Source organism: Flavobacterium chungbukense, from assembly GCF_020805785.1.
GTDB classification, from domain to species: domain Bacteria; phylum Bacteroidota; class Bacteroidia; order Flavobacteriales; family Flavobacteriaceae; genus Flavobacterium; species Flavobacterium chungbukense.
Window position 1 is genome coordinate 42,642 of the sequence record NZ_JAJGZV010000012.1, and the last position, 23,299, is coordinate 65,940.

Sequence of the window (23,299 nt, forward strand, 5' to 3'; positions counted from 1 at the left end):
CAAACTTTCCGAATACCAATTCAAAGCTACCATAGACAAACCAACTATTTCAGCATCGGTTTTCTGCATTTATTTTTGACGTAATAAATACTAAAACGATGAATAATAAAACCCTGTCTATTTTAAGCTATATCACAATTATTGGATGGATTGTAGCTTTTGTTAAGAGTAAAGATCTAACGCCAAAAAGTGATTTGGTGCGCTATCATTTAAAACAAGGATTCGGAATTTTTCTGGTTTCTTTACTTGTAAATATTGCTTTGTCTGTAACTGTAATGGTCGCTCCGCCGCTTTATTTTTTAAGCTACGTTGGCTACATCATTTTAATTTTATGGATTTTCGGAATCATAAATGCCGCAAACGAACAAAAGAAACCCATTCCGGTAATCGGAAAAATCTTTGAAGATAAATTCAGTTTTATCGACTAAGCTGTCTTGCTTTTTTAGCTGACGTTTTTATTTTTTGGATAGGAATGATTCTCAAAGAATATCAATGATGTAGTAGCATTGAGTAGTACTTGAGAATCTTTTTCTATGTATTTTCTTTCCTCTTTCGTCTTTCCTCTTTCGTCTTTTGCTCCTAAGACAATCCCTCTAATTGTTGAAAAACAGGAATCAAAGCTTGTCCTTTTTCCGTCAAATTATATTCGATGTGCAGAGGTTTCAGTTTGATCGTTGTTTTTTCTAATAGTCCTTCTTCTTCCAATTCTTTCAAAGCGGTTGCTAAAGATTGTTTGTTAGAACCTTGAATTTGTCTGAGTAAACTATTAAATCGTAAAGGAGATTCTACTGCCAAGCGAAAAATTTCTGCTTTCCATTTACCAGATAACATTTTTAAAAGTCTTTGTGCTGGACAAGTTTCGATTTCTTCCATGAAATTAATTAGGTAGTCAAAAAAATTAGACTTATTGCTTTAGAATATTTTTTTTAGAATATTTGTACAATTCTAACGTAAAAATATAAAATGAAAACAAAGAAACCAAGCGAAATGACTCTTGAAGAATTACTTAAAAGAGAGAAAATGATTCAGGTTGCAATTTATTCTTTAATTGCGCTAAATATAATTCTGATAATTGCTGTTATCTTTTTGTTTACAAAACAGGGCTTTTCAGCCTTGATTGTAATCCCTTTTTCTATGGTTTCATTTATCATTATCTTTTCTAATTCTTTAAAAGAAATTCGAAAAGAAATTACTTCGAGAAACTCATAAAATAAACCCATATCGTAAAGCGTTTTAGACTTACTTAAATTTAATATTTAGTAACCGAAAGTTTTCTAAAAACAATTAAATTTGAACTCCCTAAATAAGCCTTTACATTATGATTTTTCAAAAGAGTACTTTTTATTTTCTATCCTTATTTTTTCTATTTTTTGTTTCGCAGTTTAATTACGCGCAGGAACAAAAACAGGTTAAAAAAGAAAGCCGCGGACGTTTATTCAACGATACTACAGCTACCGACAGCGATTATTTAATGGCAATCGAAAAAGCAGGAGAAGTATTAGAATCTGCCTATAATGACATTGATTTTGCGGGTGATACGCGTCATCTTTTTGGCGAAATGAAACGTACCGAAAGTAAACTGAATTTAATTCTTGCAAGTTTAAAAGGAGCCAATCCAAATGTGCGCAATCAGCAGATGTATCGTATTGTTCTTCAAGAGATTGAACAGGAATTAGAAGATCAGAATAAAGCCATTAATGAAAAAAATCTAAGTCTCGAAAAAATCAAAAGTCGTGTTATCGAACTTCGAAAAGATAAGACTTTAATGACTTTGATAAAAGATACGATTCGTCGTCAGCAATTCAAAAAAGAATTTGCAAATCTTCGAAAAAGATACGTTGGCACAGATAGTCTTATGACTAAAAACCAAACGACTTTAAACAATAAAAAAAGACTTACTGTTGAGCGAAAAATTGCCGTTTCTAATGCTTTGGTTACGGTTGAAAATAAATTAGAAAAATCTGGAATCAGTATTTTCAATAAAGAATACCCTTCTTTATGGCAGACTGGAGATTCTGCCGTTTCTAAAAAAGTGACGCACAACATTAAAGCCAAAATAATAATTGAAGAAAGCGTTGCCGAATATTATTTAGGTTACAAGGCCGGCGGATTGATTACGTTATGTTTCTTTATGGGTCTTTTATTCTGGTACATTTCTCGAAATATAAAATACTTAAAAGCAAACGGTTACTCTGAAAGTCTTTCTCTTTTAAACTTTAAATACCTCAATCGAGGCGTTATGGTGCCCGTAATGGTAATCGCTTTAAACATTGCGGTTGTCACCAATTTATATGCGCCAGCCTTGTTTTTAGAATTTATACAACTTCTTTTACTTGGTGCTTTAACGATACTTTTCAAAAATCAGTGGTCGGGAGTTTCCATGCGAAACTGGCTTTTCCTTATCGGAATATTCTTTGCGCTTTGCTTCCTTGATTTATTTATCACAATCGGATTATTACAGCGTTTTGCCTTTGTTGCGATTAATCTTTTAGGAATTCGCTATGGTTTAGTGCAGATTAAAACACTGAAAGACGAATTGTACATCAAAGGCTTTTTTAAATGGGCAAGCATCCTTTTTATTGGATTAAATTTTTTATCTATTCTCTACAATTTGTTCGGAAGAGTTTCACTTTCCAATATGTTAAGCCTTACCGCATTTATTTCTTTAACTCAAATTGTGGCCTTAAGCGTTTTATTGAAGATTATTTTAGAAATTATTTTACTGCAGATTTATACAACAAGAGTTAAAAGAGGAATCGAAAAAATGTTTGATTACGAAAGTTTATCAGACACGCTTAAAAAACCTTTCATCATCGTAATCAGTTATATGTGGGTGATTGTGATTGCTTCCAATTTAAATATTTGGGAATCGCTTCGTTCTTCTCTGGCTTCATTATTAAGTCATCCAAACACAATCGGAAGTATTACGTTTACGCTAGGTAATATTGTTTTATTCTTTATTATCATTTGGGCTGCGCATTTATTGCAAAAATATGTGGCGTATTTCTTTGGTGAAATTGACGATGAAAACGAAGAAAACATCAATAAAAGGCAGCATTCTAAATTGCTAATAACGCGATTAGTAGTTTTAATAAGCGGTTATCTTCTGGCAGTTGCCGCATCTGGAATGCCTTTAGATAAATTAAGTATTCTTTTAGGAGCTTTAGGTGTCGGTGTTGGTCTTGGACTTCAAAATGTCGTTAACAACTTTGTATCGGGAATTATTTTGATTTTTGATAAACCGATCCAAATTGGCGATGTTGTGGAAATTAGTTCAGAATCAGGTCGCGTAAAATCTATGGGACTTCGAACAACCAAAATCAATGCGCCAAACGGTGCCGAAATTATTATTCCGAATGGTAATTTGCTGTCTCAAAATATTACAAACTGGACGTATACGGACAATTTTAAATTGGTTGAAATTACTTTTGAAATCAATGGAGAAACTATTCCGGAAGAAATAAATACCATTGTAAACGAAACCCTTGGAAATCTTCCTTTGGTAAACAACGCAAAACCATCGCAGATTTATTACAGTTCTATTTCTGACGGAAAATACAAACTGCTCATTAAATTCTGGTGCAGTATTTATAGAACTGAAGAAACGATAAGTTCAGCAAGACAAGAACTTTATGTGAGTTTTAAAAATAAAGGTTTGAATTTTTCTAGTTAAAAGAAATTAAAATATCCTGATAATAAAAAAGCTGTAGCTCTAAAAAGAGTTGCAGCTTTTTTTATTTAATACTCTTTAAAAACCTTCTCGACTGCATAAAATAAAAAAATAAATATATAAGAGTATGATTTGAATCATGTTTTGAAAGAAATGATGATAATACATTTACCGTATTAAAATTATAAATACCATCAACTTTCAAAATGAACAAGAACTTTTTAAGACAGGAAATCATCCGATTAAAAACAGAAAAAAATGCTGTAATTCTCGCTCATTATTACCAAGGTGAGGAAATCCAGGAATTAGCAGATTTTATCGGTGACAGTCTTGAATTATCTAAAAAAGCACAACAAACAAATGCCGATGTTATTGTTTTTGCAGGAGTTCATTTTATGGCAGAAACCGCTAAAATTTTAAATCCAAATAAAAAAGTATTGCTTCCAGATTGGGAAGCAGGATGTTCTCTTGCAGATGGTTGCGATCCGAAAGATTTTAAATTGTTTAAAGAAAATTATCCTGATCATGTTGTAGTAACTTATATAAATTGTTCTGCCGAAATAAAAGCCATGAGCGATTTGGTTTGCACTTCGGCGAATGCCAAAAAAATAATCGGGTCTATTCCCGAAGAACAAAAAATCATATTTGCTCCAGATGAAAATTTAGGTAATTATCTTCAGAAAGAAACCAAACGTGACTTGGTCTTATGGAAAGGCTCTTGCGTGGTGCATGAAGCCTTTTCGTTAGACAAATTAATTGAAATTTATAATAAGAATCCTAATGCGAAAATAGCAGCGCATCCAGAATCGGAAAGCCATATTTTGAAAGTGGCCCATTATATCGGTTCTACTTCGGGCATTATTAATTTTATTAAAACGGATCCTGCTGCCGTTTTCATTGTGGCTACAGAAGCCGGTATCCTGCATGAGCTTTCTAAAGCGGTACCCGATAAAACGCTGATTCCGGCTCCTTCCACAGAAGACAATACTTGCGCTTGCAGCGAATGTGCTTTCATGAAGATGAATACTCTTGAAAAATTGTATTGGTGCCTTAAAAATGAAAGTCCGGAAATGAAGATCTCAGAAAAGCTTAGAATAGAAGCTTTAAAACCAATTGAAAGAATGCTTGAATTATCATAAAAAATGCAATAACGCTAAAATCAAAATAACATGCTTAAAACAGATATATTGATCATCGGTTCTGGTATTTCGGGATTATTTTTTGCGATGAAAACAGCAAAAAAACGACCAGATTTATCTATTGTTATAATGACTAAAGAAACTGCCAAAAATACCAATACACAACTGGCACAAGGCGGTATAGCAGTGGTGACAGATCATTTAAAAGACAGTTTTAGTAAACACATTCATGATACGCTTCGTTCTGGAGGCGGTTTGTGTGACAAAGAAATTGTTAATATGGTGATTAAACAAGCGCCCGAAAGAATTCAAGAATTAATCGAAATCGGAACTTCTTTTGACAAAAATGAAAAAGGACAATGGGATTTAGGTCTGGAAGGCGGCCATTCACAACACAGAATATTACATCATAAAGACAGCTCTGGATTGGAAATTGAGCGCAAACTGCTCAAAATCATTAAGAAAATACCAAACATTGAACTTTTAGAAAACCATCTGGTGATTGACTTGAATACAGAAGTGAAGCGGAATAAAACGATCTGTACCGGAGCCTTTTTTTATGAAAAGAAATACAATCGAATCAAATATATTAGAACTCGAACTGTTGTATTAAGTACTGGCGGATGCGGTCAGCTTTTTGAAAATACTACTAATCCGAAAATTGCAACTGGCGATGGAATCGCAATGGCAGCGCGCGCGGGAGCCGAAATTGTAGACATGCAATATATGCAGTTTCATCCAACGGCTTTGTTTAATGGAAAAGAAAATCCGTTGTTTCTGATTTCCGAAGCCGTTAGAGGTTTTGGCGCTCATATTGTAAACGAGGAAGGGAAAAGATTTTTATTCAAACATGATATTCGAGGCGAATTGGCTACACGAGACATGGTATCCGATGCCATCAGCAAAGAACTTCGCTTGAGCGGAAAAGACCATGTGTACTTAGATTGCAGGCATTTGAATAAAGCCGATTTTTATGCTCATTTTCCCATAATTGCGGCACATTGCAATGAATTAGGAATACAACCTGAAAAAGATTTAATTCCGGTTGTCCCTGCGGCTCATTATCAGTGTGGCGGAATTAAAGTTGATGAAAATGCTACAACTTCGATTAAAAATCTTTACGCTGTGGGCGAATGTTCAAGAACTGGACTTCATGGTAAAAATCGTTTGGCTTCCAATTCACTTTTAGAGGCTTTGGTTTTTGCGCATCAGGCCTCAGAAAATGTAGACAAAACTATTGCCGAATTTGTTTTTTCATCCAAAATATTAATTCCAAAGTTTCCAAAAGCACATCGAGTTGATGATTATTTATCATTCGAAATATTAAAAAAAGAATTGCAAAAATTGGTTACTTCATTCTACACGAGCGAAGAACGAGATTCTGAATTGGTTTTTATAAAAATAAAAGACCTTCATAATTATGCTGTTTCACTTACAGAATCGCATGAAATTACAATTCCGTTTATAGAATTTTCAAATATGATAGCGACTTCTTTAATTATAGTTAAGCAATGCAAAGAGGCGCCGAACAAACAAATGTGCTGAACCAAAAATTAATCTATACACTCCCATTATGAAACTAACAAATAAAAGTACCATTGGCGAAATCGTAGCAGATGATTTCAGAACGGCAGCTGTTTTTACAAAATACCATATCGATTTTTGCTGTAAAGGATATAGAACCATTGAAGAAGTCTGCAAAAAGAGAGATATCGACGAAGCTATTTTAATTGAATACATCCTAGATGCAAAGGGAAGCACTGTTAATCAATCTTTTGATTATAAAACATGGCCTGTTGATGTTATAGCAGATTATCTGACGAAAACACATCATAGATATATTAACGAAAAAGCGCCTATAATTCTTCAATATTTAAACAAATTATCTGGTGTTCAAGGAGCAATTCATCCCGAACTTCATGAAATACATACTATTTTTTCTAAATCTTATTTAGACCTAAAAGCGCATTTGAAAAGAGAAGAAATGGTTGTTTTTCCTTTCATTATAAAAATGAAAAATGCTCAAAACAATGGAAATTATTTAGATACGCCCCCTTTTTTAAGTATTGAAAATCCGATTGCAACATTAAAAGAAGACCATGAAATAGAAAGCAAACGTTTTAGACGAATTGCGGCTTTAACCAACAATTATACTCCTCCAATAGAATCTTGCAATACATACAAAGTAGCTTTTGCAATGCTGGAAGAATTTGAAAAAGATTTACGAAAACATATTCATTTAGAGAATAATATTCTGTTTCCAAAAGCAATCGAACTCGAAAAAACTTTTGAAAAAGCACTATAAATAAATTTTAGGATGGAAAAATATGTAATAAAACGCAATGGAGATTATAAGCCTTTTGAAGCTTACAAAATTCAGGATGCTATTCAAAAAGCTTTTCAAAGTGTCAATAAACCTTTCGATAAAAAGATTTACAAAATTGTGATTTCTGGTTTGGAAGTTAAATATTCATGGCCAGTCGAAGAAATTCAGGATATAATTGAACGAGTTCTTTTTGAAAATGGCTATTTCCAAACCATGCGTTCGTTTATTATTTACCGTCATACCCGAAAATTACAACGCGAACATATTAACGGTTTAAATGATGATACGACTTACATAGACAGTACGCAAACTGTTGAAGAATATATTAATCAGTCTGATTGGCGAATTAATGCGAATGCCAATATTTCATATTCAAATGCTGGATTAGTAAGCAATACTGCTGGAAAAATTATTGCCAATTATTGGTTGGATAAAATATACAATAAAGAAGAAGGTTCTGCTCACAGGAATGGCGACATACACATTCATGATTTGGATTGTCTTACCGGATACTGCGCTGGTTGGAGCCTACGAGTGCTATTAAATGAAGGTTTTAATGGCGTTCGCGGACGTGTCGAGAGCAGACCTCCTTCTCATTTTAGAGAAGCTTTGGGACAAATGGCTAATTTTTTGGGAATTTTGCAAAGTGAATGGGCTGGCGCTCAAGCTTTCAGTTCGTTTGACACCTATTTGGCACCTTATGTTTTTAAAGATCAGCTTACTTATGAAGAAGTTTTAAAAGCAATTAGAAGTTTTGTTTACAATTTGAATGTACCAGCTCGTTGGGGACAATCGCCTTTTACAAATATTACTTTGGATTGGAATGTTCCTGAAGATTTAAAAGAACAAATTCCGACACAAAATAACGATCATTTATTCGCTAAAATAAAAGATAAAAACTTACTTGATGAAGCTCAAAAAAGAGGCGTTGAAAAACTAACCAATTTAAAATATGCCGATTTTCAGCAGGAAATGAACCTCATCAATAAAGCGTATTATACGATTATGACTGAAGGAGATGCCAACGGACAGCCCTTTACGTTTCCAATTCCGACGGTAAATATTACAGAAGATTTTGACTGGAATGGAGAAAATGTCAATTTGCTATTTGAAAATACAGCTAAAATTGGTTCGTCATATTTTCAGAATTTTATTGGAAGCCAATATATTTTGGATGAAAAAGGAAATCGAATCGAAAATCCAGAAGCATACAAACCCAATGCGGTTAGAAGTATGTGCTGCCGATTACAGCTCGATTTAAGAGAGTTATTAAAACGAGGAAACGGGCTTTTTGGAAGTGCAGAAATGACGGGAAGCATTGGCGTTGTTACGATTAACATGGCACGTTTGGGATTTCTGCATCGAGGAAATATCATCAATTTGTTTGCTCATTTGGATGAATTATTGAAAATCGCCAAGTCGACTTTAGAGAAAAAAAGAGTCTTTATTCAGCAAATGTACGATCGCGGATTGTATCCATACACAAAACGTTATTTGGAACATTTTAGAAATCATTTTTCGACAATTGGCGTAAACGGAATGAACGAAATGGTAATTAATTTTTCTGAAGGAAAACAGAATATTACATGTAGTTCAGGAATTCATTTTGCTACCGAAATTCTAGATCATATTCGTTTAAGAATGAAAGAGTTTCAAGAAGAAACGGGAAATCTTTACAATCTTGAAGCCACTCCCGCCGAAGGAACAACGTATCGTTTTGCAAAAGAAGACAAAAAGCGTTTCCCAGATATTTTGCAAGCGGGACAAAACGAAAACATTTATTACACCAATAGTTCCCAGATTCCGGTAGATTATACCGACGATCCTTTTGAGGCTTTATTGCTTCAGGACGAATTACAATGTAAATATACTGGCGGTACGGTTTTGCATCTTTATATGAGAGAAAAAATAAGCAGCCCAGAAGCTTGTAAAAACTTCGTGAAAAAAGTTTTAACCAATTTCAAACTGCCTTACATAACCGTAACACCAATTTTCAGCATTTGCCCAATTCATGGTTATTTGAACGGAGAACATGAATATTGCCCGAAATGTGATGAAATTTTACTTCAAAAAAACAATCAAAAACACTTGGCTTATGAAAACAAAAACGCATAAAGTTTTAACAGAACACAAAAACGAAAGAAGCAAATGTTTGGTTTACACCCGCGTAATGGGATATCACAGACCTGTGGAAAGTTTTAATATCGGAAAAAAAGGTGAACACCAACAACGCAAACATTTCGAAGAAAGCATTATCTATTAAAGGAATATTTAGCCTCACGCCTTTTACTTTATTAGATTATCCGCATAAAACGGCCTGCATAGTGTGGTTTGCAGGCTGTAACATGCGGTGTTTATATTGCTACAATCCTGATATTGTTTTAGGAAAAGGAAAAATAGATTTTGAAACTGTTTTGAATTTTCTTAAAACCCGAAAAGGATTGTTGGACGGAGTAGTTTTAAGCGGCGGTGAATGTACTTTACATCATAAAATAATTGATTTTATAAAAGAAATCAAAACAATGGGATTTGCAGTTAAAATAGACACCAATGGCTCAAACCCGAAAATATTGAATAGCCTGGTTCGTAATCGATTAATTGATTATGTCGCGTTAGATTATAAAAGTCTTCCTCATACCTTTAAAAAACTAACGCAATCAGGCTTATTTTCTGAATTTGAAGTAAGTTTAAATCTTTTAATTCAGTCAAATATCCCGTTTGAAGTGCGTACTACTTTTCATTCCTCTTTAATTTCAGAAGACGATTTTGTGAAGATGATTGAATATTTAGAAACTCAAAATTTTGAAGGAAATTATTATGTTCAGCACTTTGTAAATAATGTGCCAACACTTTCAGAATTAGACAATTCGAATAAAGAAATCAGGCTTAAAAACTTCTCTACCCCAAAAATAAAAATTATTTTTAGAGAGTAACAACCTTAAAATGAATTCATTATGAGCACACATCATTTCGTTTTAATAATTCATCTTTTGGCGGCCACGGTTTGGGTTGGCGGACATTTATTGTTGGCCATTTGTTATTTGCCAACAGCGTTAAGAAAAAAAGATCCGCATATTATTTTAAGTTTTGAAAAGAAATTTGAAGTTCTCGGAATGTCTTCTCTTGCTTTATTAATTATTACAGGAATCTGGATGGCGTATGATTTTGGCATTACCATTGAAACCTGGTTTGCCTTTAAAAGTGGATTTGAAAAAGTGATTTCAATAAAATTGATTTTGCTTTTCTGTACTTTCTTCTGCGCAATCTGTGCACAGTTTTATGTGATTCCGAATTTGAATGAAAAGAATATTAACAGAATTGCTCTGATTATTATTTCGGTTACTTCTATTGGGGTCGCAATGTTGGTTTTAGGATCAACGCTTCGTTATGGCGGGATTTGATTTGTATCGCTTACTTTTTATTAAATATTCATCTGCCATTCTTCTTGTTTCTTTGTCTAAAAATTTTTCATTTGTGGTTAGAATATCATAAACATCATAAGAAGCTACTTTATAATTGTATTTGTTTGACATTATCAATGCATAATAAAGAAATCCTGTAAATTTTTGTTCGCCGATATAATGAATGGCTTTTAATTCATTATAAGCTAAAGTATCTCCTTTGCTCATAACAAGATTATCCAAGCTGTCCATCAATTTTTTATTCTCGAGTTTTCTTCGAAAATAACTAGCAGAATTATCATCTGTTACAATTACAGCATTGTTCTTTTTATTACAAGAAATTAGCAACAAAATTAAAATGACAAGGTTCCATTTCATCGATTGATCTATTTAAAGTACTTTGCTACTTTTATTTATATTCAAGTAAAGACAAATCTTCCCACACATCTACGTAATTCCCATTTTCTGCAATTAAAAATCTATTTCCAGGCGCTAATCCTAAATAAGGCAAAAGTACTGGACAATATTCCTCTAAGTGAGAAGCATGTAAGGGCTTAAAGAAATCATCATCTTCAGAATAATCTCCAGCCCAGATATACCAGCCATTTGTACCGTTTTCCACACGAAGTCTTAGTGCGTGAATTGGCATTTCATAGTTTTTCTCAATTATATTTAGTGAGATTCCAACTTTTAGATGTAACTCGCAAGTTTCAAATTTACTTCCGTATTTATTACAAATTTGTTTTTGAATTTCGATTAATTTACTCATCCTTATTGGTTCATTTACAAAATGAAAAATATTCTAATTTTACATTTATAAACAAATATAGGCAAAACGAATAATCAATTATAAACTCCCAAAAGTCTTTCTATATTTATCCATCACCGTTTTAAACAAATCCTTATTTGAAGGCGGCGAAAGCACAATTGCTCTTGAGCCAGAATTTATAGATTGTTCGATACTGTGTAAACTTTTTCCACCTGTTGCCATTACTGGAAAATCTGGAAATTTATCGGCAATTTCTTTTACAATTTTACTCGTATTTGCTCCACCAGAAACGTGAAAAATAGCAACTCCAGCATCGATTTTTCCTTTGAGAAAATCATAATCGGAAGAAGTAACGGTTGCTATAATCGGTAAAGAAACTTTCTCTCTAATTTTTTTAATGTCTTTATTCTCAAACGGAATATTGACAATAATTCCCGCCGCGCCAACTTCTTCAGCATAAATCGCCATTTCTAGTGATTTTTTACCTTTGGTTGTTCCGCCGCCAACACCGCAGACAATTGGTTTTCCTGCAAAATCAATCAACGTTTTGATGATTTTTGGTGAAGGTGGAAAAGGATAAACCGCTAGAATTGCATCGGCATCGTTATTTTCGATAAGTGCCATATCTGTAGAAAAAAGAAAAGACTTTATATTTTCATTTTTCAGCAATAAACCTTGACAATTTCCACCAATTATTTCTGGTGTTGTCAATGCTTTATTTATCGTTTTATTCCTTTTGAATAATCTTTCCCAAAGAGAAACTTTCTTTTTGCTTGCCCAAAATGAGTCTAAATTTAAGTTGATCTGCATGGCCGTAATTTTTACATTTCGACCAAATGTAGAACATTGAAATTTATTTTATTTACAAAATATAAAGGGAAAATTACATTTTGTAATGAGTTAAGGAAAATTTGTAGTGAAATATAGAAAGTCATTTTTATAAACCTTTAGAACAAAAAAAATCGCAAAGCCAAAGACATTTGCGATTTATATTTTTTTAAAAAAAACTTCCAACTTTTAACTCTTAACCTTTTTTCCTTTAGACTTCTTCCCTTTCTTCCACCAAATAATAAATCCAGTAATGGGTAAAGAAGCTCCAATTAAACTAACCAAACTCCAGATTATTTTTCCAATAAGACCAAAGAAAACACCTGTATGTAAATCGTGATTACTGGCTTCATAAACGTCGGCAGCATTATTGTCTTTGTATAATTTAGTTCTAAGCATTTGCCCTGTTTTACCATCAAAGAAAATAGTGTTTTGGTTTCTTGCCCATTTATTCGGATATATCATTCTTAATCGAAGTTCGCCGGTTTTTCTAATCGAAAAAGAAACTGAAGTTGCGCCAGGATATTTTGCATTGGCATTTTCGTAAATAGTATGGTAACGAACGGGAATTGTTGTCGAATTGATTTTAGCATTAGAAACTATTTCATCTCCTTTTCTGAGCTTACTTCCTGTGACTAAACTCACTCCCTTTTTGACGGTATCATATCTAAAATAAGTTCCCGAAAAAGCAATTAAAAGCAAAAAAATGGAAGCGTAAAATCCTAACACCTGATGCAGATCAAAATTGACTCTTTTAAAAGAACCGCCCCATTTTATTTTTAAAGATTGTTTAAGTAAGCGCCTTTGGTTTGGAAACCATAAAATCAAACCCGTAATCAACATTATGATGAAAATGACAACGGACCAACCTTGAATAAACTCCCCAACTTCGCCCAATAATAAAGTTCGATGTATTTCTAAAACCGTATTTAACCAATCTGAACCTTGCTGGTTGATTAAACTTCCATCGTACGGATTAAAATAGTACGTCTTTTTCTTTTTGGTAGAAATTTCGACCGTTGCATTTGGCTCTTCTCTATTTATTTTTAAAGCCGTAATTTTCTGTTTAGGTTCAAGACGTTCATAATTTTCAATAATCGTTTTTAAACCAATAAATGGCTTTTCCTGAACGGGAACATGCAGATATTCTTTCTGTGAAAAATCACGAATTTCTTCTTCAAAAACATAAAGAAATCCAGTAATGCTTATTATAAAAACAATGAGGCCCGATGCTAAACCGAGCCACAAATGTATTTGCCTAATTGTATTCTTGAAACCTTTGGTCATAATTTGCAATAAAATCCAAATGTAGATAATCTCATTTAAATGAAAGATTTATAATCTTAGAATTTAAACGTAATATTTCCTGTAACTCTCGTTGGATTCTGAGCGGCCAAACGGTAAGACCAATATTTTTCATTCGTAAGATTATCTACTTTTAAGCCTAATCTGAATTTTGGTCTATCGTAAAATATAGATGCATCCAGAACAGTGTAAGAAGGAATGCTAAATTTAAAAGTTGCTGTATTGGTTTGGTAATATTCGCTTCCGTAAATTCCACCGAAACCAAATCCAAGACCTGCGGCTGGCCCTTCAGACAAACGATAACTTGCCCAAAGATTGGCGGTTCTTGGCGAACCAGCCGTAGTCGGGCGCAGTCCATTAATACTAGGATTTGCTTTGGTATATTCACTGTCGTTATACGTATAACCTGCTACAATGTTTAAACCACGAATTGGATTGGCAATCAATTCTGCTTCAAAACCTTTACTCAACTGAGTTCCGTCCTGAATCTGAAAGTTCACGTGATCTGGATCATCTCGCGTTACATTTGTTACTTTAATATCGTAATAACTAAAAGTGGCGCTGATTTTATTAAAGTCAAATTTAACTCCGCCCTCAAACTGATTGGCTTGATTTGGTTTGAATGTATTTCCGTTAAAATCAGATCCACCAACATTATTAAATCCGTTCATGTAATTTCCGAATACCGAAACTTTATCTTTAATAACCTGATAAACAGCTCCAAATCTAGGAGAAAATGCCGTCTGATTGTAATTTCCAGCAATAGAATCACGACTTGGATAATATACTCCTTTATTAATATAACGGTCAGCTCTAACTCCAGCCATAACTAATAATTTGTCCGTAACATTTAAAACATCAGACACATACGCGCTATATGTTCTTTCGTTATTAGAAACAAAATTGGTATACTTAGCTGTTGCAAATAATGGTTCTATTCTTTTTATTGTAAAATTGTTGTATGCATCTCCAGGTTTTTTGAAGTTAATCGCAGGCATATTTACAGAAGCATCATTTCGCGTTGCACGAAGACTATAGTAATCAAAACCAGCCACTACTCTGTTACGCAATTTTCCAATTTTGAAATCTCCATTAAAATTTTGCTGAATATCAGTTCCATAATATGGATATTCTTGATTTGTAACTTGCTGTCTCAACGTTTCATTACTCAAAACAGTCAATGCCACAACATATCCGTCAGATGATGATCTCGTACGAGAAACAATTGTTTGCGAAGTCCACGTCTCTGACATTTTGTATTTTAATTGAGCAAATACATTATATTGCTGACTGGTATAATTAACGGTATTATTTGCAAAAGAAAGTTTGTAAGGAATTCCTAACTCTTCAATGCTATGAGCCGTTCCTCCAGTCCAAGGAGCTAATCTTGTTGGTGAAGTTCCTTTAGAAGTGCTAAATTCAGCATCAATTAACAAAGTCAATCTTTCGTTAACTTCATAAGAAAAACTCGGTGCGATGAAAAAGCTTTTATTAAATCCTGCATCCTGAAAACTTCTTTCACTATGTAAAGCCGTATTAATTCTAAAAAGAGCGGTTTTGTCTTCATTTAATGGCGTATTAATATCTGCTGTTAATCGATTCAAATCCCAATCTCCAGCAGAAAAGGAAACCTCTCCTTTGAAGAAATTAAAAGGCTTTTTTGTGACACGATTAAATAAACCTCCAAAAGAAGAAATCGTACTTCCGAATAAAGTTGCCGATGGCCCTTTAATCACCTCAATACGCTCTAAGTTAGACGGATCAATTGTCGTGTAAGTAAAACTTCCAACCCCATTCCTTACTAATTGCGGCGTTGCAAAACCTCTCGAAATATTGGTTGTTCTTCCTTGATTTCTAACCTCAGCAATACCTGCTCCGGGAACGTTTTTAAAAGCACTATTGTAATCTGTAATAACCTGCTCTTTCATCAATTCCTTGCTTACAATGGTATAAACCTGCGGATTTTCCATGTTTTTCAGTTTCATTTTAGAAACCTCTTCACTTTCTTTTCTAGCAAAGCGGTTTCCTCCAGAACTAATAATTACTTCTTCTAATTTTTGAGAAGTATACGTCAATTCAAAATCAACTTTTACATCGGCACTATTTTGATCAATAGAAACAGAAGCTGGCATGGCATCGTAACCATTTAGATTTATTTCAACCAAATAGATTCCGAACGGAATATTTTTTAATTGATAAAAACCTTCTGAATCTGTTGTTGCTGTTTTATTTAATTCTGAAATTTTTACTCTGGCACCTTGTAAAGAATTTCCGTCTTTGAGGATGACTTTACCTGAAATTGTACCCATATTAGATTGAGAAAAGGCAGTTTCTGAACAGATAAAAAGGATCAAAAACGTTAGAAACACTTGAGTTAAAACATTGTTTTTAAGTGTTTTAAAAATTGTTTTCATATAAAATTTGTAATTTATTCTTATTTAGACTGATTACAAATATATAAACGAGAAATGAAATCTTATAGAAAGATTAAAATTTTCTTAAAAATTAATTAAAATCGATAAGGGAATTTATTATTCTAAAACAGGAACTGTAAAACTTCGACTAAATATAAATTCGTCAGAAGTAATTTCAATACTATTAAAAGAGAAAATTCCGTAAAAATAAATCTCTTTTTCAAAACTGATTTTAGAATCTGTGCTACTAAGCATAATTGTGTTTTTTCCTAAAGAAAGATTGACACCTTGAGAAAATGGAGTTGGAATATTTACATTAATGCTGTCGCCTATTTTCTTATCGTTTAGCCGTAAAAGAAAATCTTGTTTATAATGGTTTAAAGGTCCTCCATGAACTGATAAATAAGAATTAGCTTTATGGGTGATATAAAAATTCGCTTCATAAATCAGGACAATAAAAGCGAAACAGCTTGCTAAAATTTTTATCCATTTTATCATTTTTTTTAAGATATTTCATTTTAAAAAAAGTTCCTCGAAACAAATATATACTGAAATTTCGGATATTTTTAAGTTAATAAAACTTTGTCTTTCTTATCATTTGGTTGCACAGACCACTAATGTTTTTTATTTTTATCCAATTAAGAAAGATATTACAAGCCCCAAATACTAAATTAAAAAGAAAATTAAATGAGTAACAAGCAACTTAAAGCCGTCGCTTTTGGCGAAGTATTGTATGATATTTTTGGTAACGAAAAGAGAATTGGCGGAGCTCCGCTCAATGTAGCATTGCGCATGAAAGCTCTTGGCGCAGACTCTAATATGATTAGCTGCGTTGGCAATGATGAAGATGGTGAAACCATTATAAAAGAAGTAAAAAAATTAGGTTTACAAACAGACACCATTCTTAAAGCTAACGACTTTCCTACTGGATTAGTACATGTTACTTTAGACGAAAGCAAATCTGCTACTTATGAAATTCTTTATCCATCTGCCTGGGACAAAATCGTTTTAAACGAAGATGCCAGAGAATTAGTTGTTACTTCAGATGTCTTAATTTATGGCAGTTTGGTTTGCAGAGATGAAGTTTCGAGAAGTGCTTTAGAAGAATTACTCAATACCCATACATATAAAGTTTTTGATGTTAATCTAAGAAAACCGCATTACGATTATGAACTTTTGCTCGAATTAATGCAGTTTGCCAATTTTATCAAATTTAATGATGAAGAACTGGCAGAAATTAGTTCCGCTTTAGATTCTCCTTATACTACTTTAGAAGAAAATATAAATTTTATCTGTTCGCTGACCAATGCAACTGCAATATGTGTTACAAGAGGAAAAGACGGCGCTGTTTTATTGTGGGATAAACATCTTTACGAAAATAAGGGTTATAACGTAAAAGTTGAAGATACTGTTGGTGCTGGAGATTCTTTTTTAGGTGCTTTAGTCACATCCCTTTTAACAGATACAGAACCGCAAGATGCTTTAAACTTTGCTTGCGCAACTGGTGCTTTGGTCGCTGGATCGGCTGGGGCAAATCCTGAAATTTCGAAAATTGATATTGAAAATCTTATCAATAAAAATTAAATACATTATATAAAAAATATCCAAAGCCTGATTTGAAAATCAGGCTTTTTTTATAGTTAAAACATCTGTTTTTACTTTCAAACATGGGAACTATGTAAATTTAAAACGTAATTATTTCTTCGAGATCGCGACAGGCGCTGTAACTTGCGTTTTGAAAATATTTAATGAAGAATGATGAAAAAATTACGAATTTCACTTATCAATATACACGGACTTTTAAAAGGTTCTGGTCTTGAAATTGGACGAGATGCCGACAACGGAGGCCAGACCAAATATATCTACGAATTAGCAGAATTTTTATCCCAGCATGAAGATGTAGAACACGTGCATCTTTTTACGAGATTAATAGACGACCCTGCTCTTTCTCCAGAATATGCAGTTCCGATTGAAGTTATCAACGAGAAATTAGATATAAGACGAATCCCTTTTCTCGGAAAAAAATACAAAGCTAAAGAACAGCTTTGGGAAGGTCTGGACACTTTCGTGAATGGTGCAATGCAGCACATCAAACAACATAATATTTTTCCAGATTGGATTCATTCTCACTACGCTGACGCTGGTTATGCCGCAGCAGAATTGTCAGCAGTTTTAAATATTCCTTTTGCGCACACCGGACATTCATTAGGCTTTTATAAAAAGAAAAAATTATTGGAGGGCGGAGAAATCGAAGAAGAAATCGAAAAAAAATTCAAATTTAAAGCCCGAATTGCCGCCGAAGAAAAAACACTTGAACTCGCAGAATTTATTGTAACCTCTACCGAACAAGAAATTGAGACTTACAAAGCCTATAAAAATTTCGAGTTAGGAAAATACCACGCTATTTCTCCCGGAATTGATACCCGAAAGTTTATACCCTATTATTTTCAGGAAAATGATTCTGATAAAAATATGGAAGAAATACAACGAAAATATTGGGTTCAAGAAAGTATTTCAAAATTTCTTACCAATCCGCACAAACCTATTATTCTGGCACTTTCTAGACCAGATCGTCATAAAAACCTCAACACTTTGATTGAAGTTTACGGAAAAGACAAAGAACTTCAGAGTCTTGCCAATCTGGTAATTTTTGCCGGAATCCGTAAAGACATTGCTAAAATGCCGGAATCGGAGAAAAACGTTTTGACTGATTTGTTGCTTTTAATGGACAAATACGATTTGTATGGAAAAATGGCGATCCCTAAAAAGCACGATGTAGAGAATGAAGTTTCAATTATTTATCGTTATGCCGCAGAAAAAAGAGGTGTTTTTGTGAATTTGGCTTTACATGAAAACTTCGGCTTAACTGTTATCGAATCTGCTAGTTCTGGACTTCCGGTTGTGGTAACAAAAAATGGTGGCCCTTCAGAAATTATTCCCGTTTGCCAAAATGGAGAATTGGTTAATCCTCAAGAAGAAGGTCAAATTAAAAAAGCGCTTCGCAATATTTTAACCGACGAAAATCAATGGAAATATTATTCGAATAATGGCGCGATCAATATTCAAAAACATTACAGTTGGGTAAGTCACGTAAACCAATATGTTGACTTAATAAATGAGAATTTATCGGTTTCTTCTGCTGGAATTAAAAAACAGCATTATCCCAATATCAACATTGACCGTTTAAAAAGAAAAATCGATCATTTGTTAGTTTCGGATATTGACGGAACTTTAATTGAACCTAAACTTTCTAATCCAGGTTTGAAGGAATTAAAAACCCATCTGGTCAATCGTACCGATAAAATGGCTTTTGCAATGGCTTCTGGACGAAATCTAGAGCTCGTTAAAAAAGTAATTGATGAGGAAGAATTTTCTCTTCCCGATTTTATTATTTGCTCTGTCGGAACCGAAATTTATTATACGAACGGAAAGGATTATATTTTAGATAAAGGCTGGGCAAAATTTCTCTCTGGAAGATGGAAAAGAGATGATATTGTGACTCGTCTAAAAACCATCAAATGGATAAAATTGCAAGAAGAAGAGGCTCAAAATCCTTATAAAATCTCTTATTATTATGAAAAGGAACATTACGATCATGAAGAATTAATTCGCGTTTTAGGAACAAACTGGTATAAAGTCAATATTATTCCGAGTCATGGGCAGTTTCTGGATTTTATTCCAAAAAGAGCTTCAAAAGGAAATGCAATTAAATTTTTATGCAGAAAATGGTCTATTCCTTTAAGAAATGTAATTGCCGCCGGAGATTCAGGAAATGACGTAGATATGTTTAGAGGCCCCGTAAAAGGAATTATCGTAGGAAACAGAAGTGCAGAATTAGCCGATTACGAAACAACAAAAAGTATTTATGTCGCTAAAACTTCGGCATCAGAAGGAATTTTAGAAGGATTAAAACATTATAAAGTAATTAAATAAAATTTAAACACATAGAAACATAGGTTTTTCTTACTTGGAAAAGGTGATGGAAATAAACTAGTTTCTAACACATAGCTTTATGTAAGCTTTGAGATCAACTTTGTCAAAGTTTTGAACTTTGACAAAGTTTGACACTCAAAAAACTATGTTTGTTAATGCAAGTGAAACACCTTTTCAATGGAAAGAAAATCTATGATTCTATGTGTTTAAAAATTAAAAATAGTAACGATTAAATAAGTAATAAAATGTATTCAGGATCAGGATTTAGTAATTGGGAAATTGGAGATGTTGATGTATTTATAGACGAAAAAGGTGTTCATCATTTGTTTCATTTAATCATCCCTAATCATGATTATATTGCACATGCAGTTTCAAAAGATGGTCTTTCTTGGAAAAGAGTAAAAAATGCTCTATTTGTAGGGGATCCGGGAGAATGGGATGATGATATGTTATGGACCATGCATATTAGCAAAAAATCGGAAGGAGAAGGTTATGAAATGTATTATACAGGACTTAAACGTCAAGATAAAGGAATTGAACAGAAAGTGGGAAGAGCCATTTCGACCGATTTAATTAATTGGAAAAAAGAAAATTTATACGGACTTCCGTTCAAAAGTGAACCACCACATTATGAAGGAAAAAACAATAATCCAAGAGAATGGATTAGTTTTAGAGATCCGTTTAAATACCAATATAAAAATGAAGATTACTTGCTAATCTGCGCTAGAAGTGCTTCTGGACCAACTTATCGAAGAGGTTGCATTGGAGTTGCTAAAAGAGAAAAAGAGGGTTATGTGCTGCAAAAACCGCTTCATATTCCGTATGTATATGATGATGTAGAATGTCCGTGTGTTTTTGAAATTAAAGGATCGCATTATTTATTGGGTTCCATTCGAGAAGATATTAAAGTCCGTTATTGGTCTTCTTCTGAATTTAAAGGTGAATATTCGGCTTTTCATAATAATGTTTTATTGCCACAAGGAAATTATGCCGCAAGAGTGGTAAAAGACGGAAAACATTTTCTGGTTTATAATTTTTATTTTGCTGACGGAAATGTCAACACCCACCGAGTTATTCCACCTCCAAAAGAATTGGAAACAGATAAAAGCGGCAGACTTCTTTTAAAAAGTTACTATTACTGGCAAAAGCTATATCAAAAAACGATTCTTCAAAAAGATCTGCCTCAGCCAATGCCTATTTTAGGAAATCCTACTGCCGAATTTGTTTTAGAAAATGAAAATAAATGGCGTTTTGGCTGTCGAAGCGGTTACGAAATTTATGGTTTCGAAAAACCTTCAAGTGATTTTGTTTGGGAAGGAACGCTATCTGTAGAAGGAATGGGAAAAACCGGTTTTGTAATTGAATGCGATAAGGAAGGAACTGGGTATTACATTTCGATTGATTTTATGAATGGTTTCGTTCAGTTTAGAGCCTGGGGATTTAATGAAAAAGATGTTAAGAACAATTTTATCTTTGAAAATATCCAAACCAATCAGTTTGAAATCGGAGAAGAAAAACAGATTTCTTTTAAGATTATCCGCTACGGAAATTACTACGAACTTTCGATTAATGATATTGTAAAACTGACTTTGTTAGATTTTAAATATAACGAAGGAAAAGTTGGAATTTATGTTTGTTCTGCGGTAATTTCGATTAGCGATTCTAAAATTCATGTTATTCCAGAACCAGAAAATGAATATGCAGCATCAGATCCTGAAAAATATAATAATGAGTTACAGCCCAATTCTGTAGTTTAATGTTTTTTTTTCCACGATATAATTAAATTAAACACATAGAAACATAGATTTTCTTTGCGCTAAAAGGCGTTTCACTTGCATTAACAAACATAGTTTTGGGAGTGTCAAACTTTGTCAAAGTTCAAAACTTTGACAAAGTTGATCTCAAAGCTTACATAAAGCTATGTTTTAGAAACTAGTTTCTTTCCATCACCTTTTCCAAGAAAGAAAAACCTATGTTTCTATGTGTTTAAAATCTTTTCTTGCAATACATTCAACAGATTAATTACAATTTTAATTTAAATAATTATGAAAATTCAAATCCGTAAAATCTTCATTGCATTATTATTTTTGCTGACTTTTAATTTAGCTAACGCACAGCAAAACGATAAAGAAAAATGTCGCTATACCAAAACTAATTATGGTTATCTGATGGTTCTTCGCGAAGGCGATAATGTGCTTTCTCAAATTGAAAATTTAGCCAAAGAACAAAATATTCCGTCAGCAAACTTTACTGGAATTGGTTTTGCGCAAGATGCGACTTTTGGTTTTTATGATTTTGGAGAAAAGAAATTTCACCCCAAAACTTTCAATAAAGTCGAAATGGGAAGCATTACAGGTTCTATTGCCTGGAGTGGCGAAAAACCTTCTATACACATGCACGGGGTGGCAACAGATGATAAATTTGATGCTTACGGCGGACATATTTTGGCGCTTAAAGTTGGAACGGGTTCTATGGAAATTTATATCACTGTAAATAGCGAAAAGTTAGAAAGAAAGATTGAACAGCCTTTGAATGCTAATGTTTTACAATTGCCTTGTTTGAAGTAAGGTTTAGTACTAAATTCATTGTTGTCATTATTTAAACACATAGAAATATAGAATATTATACTTAAAAAGAGGCATTTCACTTATTTAAACAAACATAGTTTTAGGAGTGTCAAAGTTGATGTCAAAGTTTACATAAAGCTATGTGTTAGAAACTAGTTTCTTTCCATCACCTTTTTCAAGAAAGAAAAATCTATGTTTCTATGTGTTTAAAAAAATAAAATAACGAGGTAATACAGTTATTTTTATTTTTGACAGATAAAACTTAAATTGGCAATTCAAACCGATACTTTTATAAAATGCCACAAAGTCCTTCTCCAGAAGATGTAAAGAAAATTTTCGAAACTTATTTTACTGCCGACATGAATATCTGGAAAGGTTTCTCAGAGAAAATTAAAGTGCGTGAATTTCAAAAATCTGAAATTATAAAAGATTACCACGGCGTTGAAAAATACCTCAACATTGTCATAAAAGGATCTGCGGGATTATTTGTTTGGGATGGAAAAAGGGACATTTGCATCAACTTATTATATGAAAATAGTTTTATAAGTGATTATATGTCTTTTCTAAATCAGCAACCATCTGTTATTAAGACTGAAGCTTTGGAAGACATTACTTTATGGTCCATTTATCATCAGGATTTAACCGAATTGTATCAAAGATCGGAAACAGGTTTGCGAATTGGAAAAGCCATTTCTGAAATGCTTTATGTGCGCAAACAACAAGAACAGATCAATCTTTTAACGCTTTCGCCTCAAGAACGTTATATAAAACTTATTGAATCTAGACCCGAAATTTTTCAGAGAACACCCTTAAAAATCATTGCTTCTTACCTCGGATTAACGGCAGAAAGTTTAAGCCGAATTCGAAAAAGAGTTACCGAAAAATGATTTCTTACCCAAAGTCAATTTTGTTTTCATTTTGGCTCGCTAAGTTTGCTTTACTAAATC

At 33.1% G+C, this 23,299-nt stretch carries 22 protein-coding genes; 15 read left to right on the forward strand and 7 right to left on the reverse strand.

Going from position 1 to position 23,299, the window contains the following annotated elements:
* The first annotated feature begins 98 nt into the window (after positions 1–98).
* Positions 99–428, forward strand: a complete 330-nt coding sequence (locus LL966_RS21950; RefSeq protein ID WP_229356277.1) for a DUF4870 domain-containing protein — start codon at positions 99–101, stop codon at positions 426–428.
* Positions 429–579: 151 nt separating this feature from the next.
* Here the strand turns inward: LL966_RS21950 and LL966_RS21955 are convergent, their stop codons facing one another.
* Positions 580–873, reverse strand: a complete 294-nt coding sequence (locus LL966_RS21955; protein ID WP_229356279.1) for a winged helix-turn-helix transcriptional regulator — start codon at positions 871–873, stop codon at positions 580–582.
* A 90-nt stretch (positions 874–963) separates the two neighbouring features.
* On the opposite strand from LL966_RS21955, the gene LL966_RS21960 reads away from it, so the two are divergent.
* The 9 genes from LL966_RS21960 (at position 964) to LL966_RS21995 (ending at position 10,536) form a co-directional block, all read left to right on the forward strand.
* Positions 964–1,209: a hypothetical protein gene (locus LL966_RS21960; RefSeq protein ID WP_229356281.1), complete on the forward strand. Its 246-nt coding sequence runs from the start codon at positions 964–966 to the stop codon at positions 1,207–1,209.
* A gap of 109 nt (positions 1,210–1,318) precedes the next feature.
* Positions 1,319–3,673 (forward strand): mechanosensitive ion channel domain-containing protein, encoded by a 2,355-nt coding sequence (locus LL966_RS21965; protein ID WP_229356282.1) that lies wholly within the window; start codon positions 1,319–1,321, stop codon positions 3,671–3,673.
* 203 nt (positions 3,674–3,876) lie between these two features.
* On the forward strand, positions 3,877–4,809 hold the full coding sequence (gene nadA, locus LL966_RS21970; RefSeq protein WP_229356283.1) for a quinolinate synthase NadA: 933 nt from the start codon (positions 3,877–3,879) through the stop codon (positions 4,807–4,809).
* Between the two features lie 30 nt (positions 4,810–4,839).
* The gene (gene nadB / locus LL966_RS21975) at positions 4,840–6,354 is read left to right on the forward strand and encodes an L-aspartate oxidase (protein ID WP_229356284.1); all 1,515 of its coding nucleotides are present in this window, start codon (positions 4,840–4,842) and stop codon (positions 6,352–6,354) included.
* 28 nt (positions 6,355–6,382) lie between these two features.
* On the forward strand, positions 6,383–7,114 hold the full coding sequence (ric, locus tag LL966_RS21980) for an iron-sulfur cluster repair di-iron protein (RefSeq protein WP_229356285.1): 732 nt from the start codon (positions 6,383–6,385) through the stop codon (positions 7,112–7,114).
* 12 nt (positions 7,115–7,126) lie between these two features.
* A complete protein-coding gene (locus tag LL966_RS21985; RefSeq protein ID WP_262909505.1) occupies positions 7,127–9,250 on the forward strand; it encodes a ribonucleoside triphosphate reductase in 2,124 nt (707 codons plus the stop codon).
* Positions 9,231–9,398 (forward strand): anaerobic ribonucleoside-triphosphate reductase, encoded by a 168-nt coding sequence (gene nrdD / locus LL966_RS22780; RefSeq protein WP_262909506.1) that lies wholly within the window; start codon positions 9,231–9,233, stop codon positions 9,396–9,398. The genes LL966_RS21985 and nrdD overlap by 20 nt, the downstream gene beginning before the upstream one ends.
* On the forward strand, positions 9,352–10,068 hold the full coding sequence (locus tag LL966_RS21990; protein ID WP_229356286.1) for an anaerobic ribonucleoside-triphosphate reductase activating protein: 717 nt from the start codon (positions 9,352–9,354) through the stop codon (positions 10,066–10,068). Before nrdD ends, LL966_RS21990 begins: the two co-directional genes overlap by 47 nt.
* A gap of 21 nt (positions 10,069–10,089) precedes the next feature.
* On the forward strand, positions 10,090–10,536 hold the full coding sequence (locus LL966_RS21995) for a copper resistance protein CopD (protein WP_229356287.1): 447 nt from the start codon (positions 10,090–10,092) through the stop codon (positions 10,534–10,536).
* On the opposite strand, the gene LL966_RS22000 is transcribed toward LL966_RS21995, so the two are convergent.
* From LL966_RS22000 to LL966_RS22025, 6 genes are all read right to left on the reverse strand, one after another.
* Complete coding sequence (locus LL966_RS22000; RefSeq protein WP_229356288.1) at positions 10,510–10,914, reverse strand: hypothetical protein; 405 nt, start codon at positions 10,912–10,914, stop codon at positions 10,510–10,512. The two genes, LL966_RS21995 and LL966_RS22000, sit on opposite strands and share 27 nt — an antisense overlap.
* Before the next feature lie 31 nt (positions 10,915–10,945).
* Positions 10,946–11,305 (reverse strand): immunity protein Imm33 domain-containing protein, encoded by a 360-nt coding sequence (locus LL966_RS22005; RefSeq protein ID WP_229356289.1) that lies wholly within the window; start codon positions 11,303–11,305, stop codon positions 10,946–10,948.
* Positions 11,306–11,383: 78 nt separating this feature from the next.
* Positions 11,384–12,115, reverse strand: coding sequence for a beta/alpha barrel domain-containing protein (locus LL966_RS22010; RefSeq protein ID WP_229356290.1), 732 nt, complete (start codon positions 12,113–12,115; stop codon positions 11,384–11,386).
* A gap of 207 nt (positions 12,116–12,322) precedes the next feature.
* Positions 12,323–13,420: a PepSY-associated TM helix domain-containing protein gene (locus tag LL966_RS22015; protein WP_229356291.1), complete on the reverse strand. Its 1,098-nt coding sequence runs from the start codon at positions 13,418–13,420 to the stop codon at positions 12,323–12,325.
* Positions 13,421–13,476: 56 nt separating this feature from the next.
* On the reverse strand, positions 13,477–15,852 hold the full coding sequence (locus LL966_RS22020) for a TonB-dependent siderophore receptor (RefSeq protein WP_229356292.1): 2,376 nt from the start codon (positions 15,850–15,852) through the stop codon (positions 13,477–13,479).
* A 117-nt stretch (positions 15,853–15,969) separates the two neighbouring features.
* Complete coding sequence (locus LL966_RS22025) at positions 15,970–16,350, reverse strand: hypothetical protein (protein ID WP_229356294.1); 381 nt, start codon at positions 16,348–16,350, stop codon at positions 15,970–15,972.
* 189 nt (positions 16,351–16,539) lie between these two features.
* Here LL966_RS22025 and LL966_RS22030 point away from each other — a divergent pair, with 189 nt between their 5' ends.
* From LL966_RS22030 to LL966_RS22050, 5 genes are all read left to right on the forward strand, one after another.
* Entirely contained in the window at positions 16,540–17,436 is an 897-nt protein-coding gene (locus LL966_RS22030; protein ID WP_229356296.1) for a carbohydrate kinase family protein, read from the forward strand.
* A gap of 171 nt (positions 17,437–17,607) precedes the next feature.
* Entirely contained in the window at positions 17,608–19,785 is a 2,178-nt protein-coding gene (locus LL966_RS22035) for an HAD-IIB family hydrolase (RefSeq protein ID WP_229356297.1), read from the forward strand.
* A 245-nt stretch (positions 19,786–20,030) separates the two neighbouring features.
* Positions 20,031–21,542, forward strand: coding sequence for a glycoside hydrolase family protein (locus LL966_RS22040; protein ID WP_229356298.1), 1,512 nt, complete (start codon positions 20,031–20,033; stop codon positions 21,540–21,542).
* A 288-nt stretch (positions 21,543–21,830) separates the two neighbouring features.
* A complete protein-coding gene (locus LL966_RS22045; protein WP_229356299.1) occupies positions 21,831–22,352 on the forward strand; it encodes a PPC domain-containing DNA-binding protein in 522 nt (173 codons plus the stop codon).
* Positions 22,353–22,648: 296 nt separating this feature from the next.
* Complete coding sequence (locus tag LL966_RS22050) at positions 22,649–23,239, forward strand: Crp/Fnr family transcriptional regulator (protein ID WP_229356300.1); 591 nt, start codon at positions 22,649–22,651, stop codon at positions 23,237–23,239.
* The last annotated feature ends 60 nt before the right edge of the window (positions 23,240–23,299 follow it).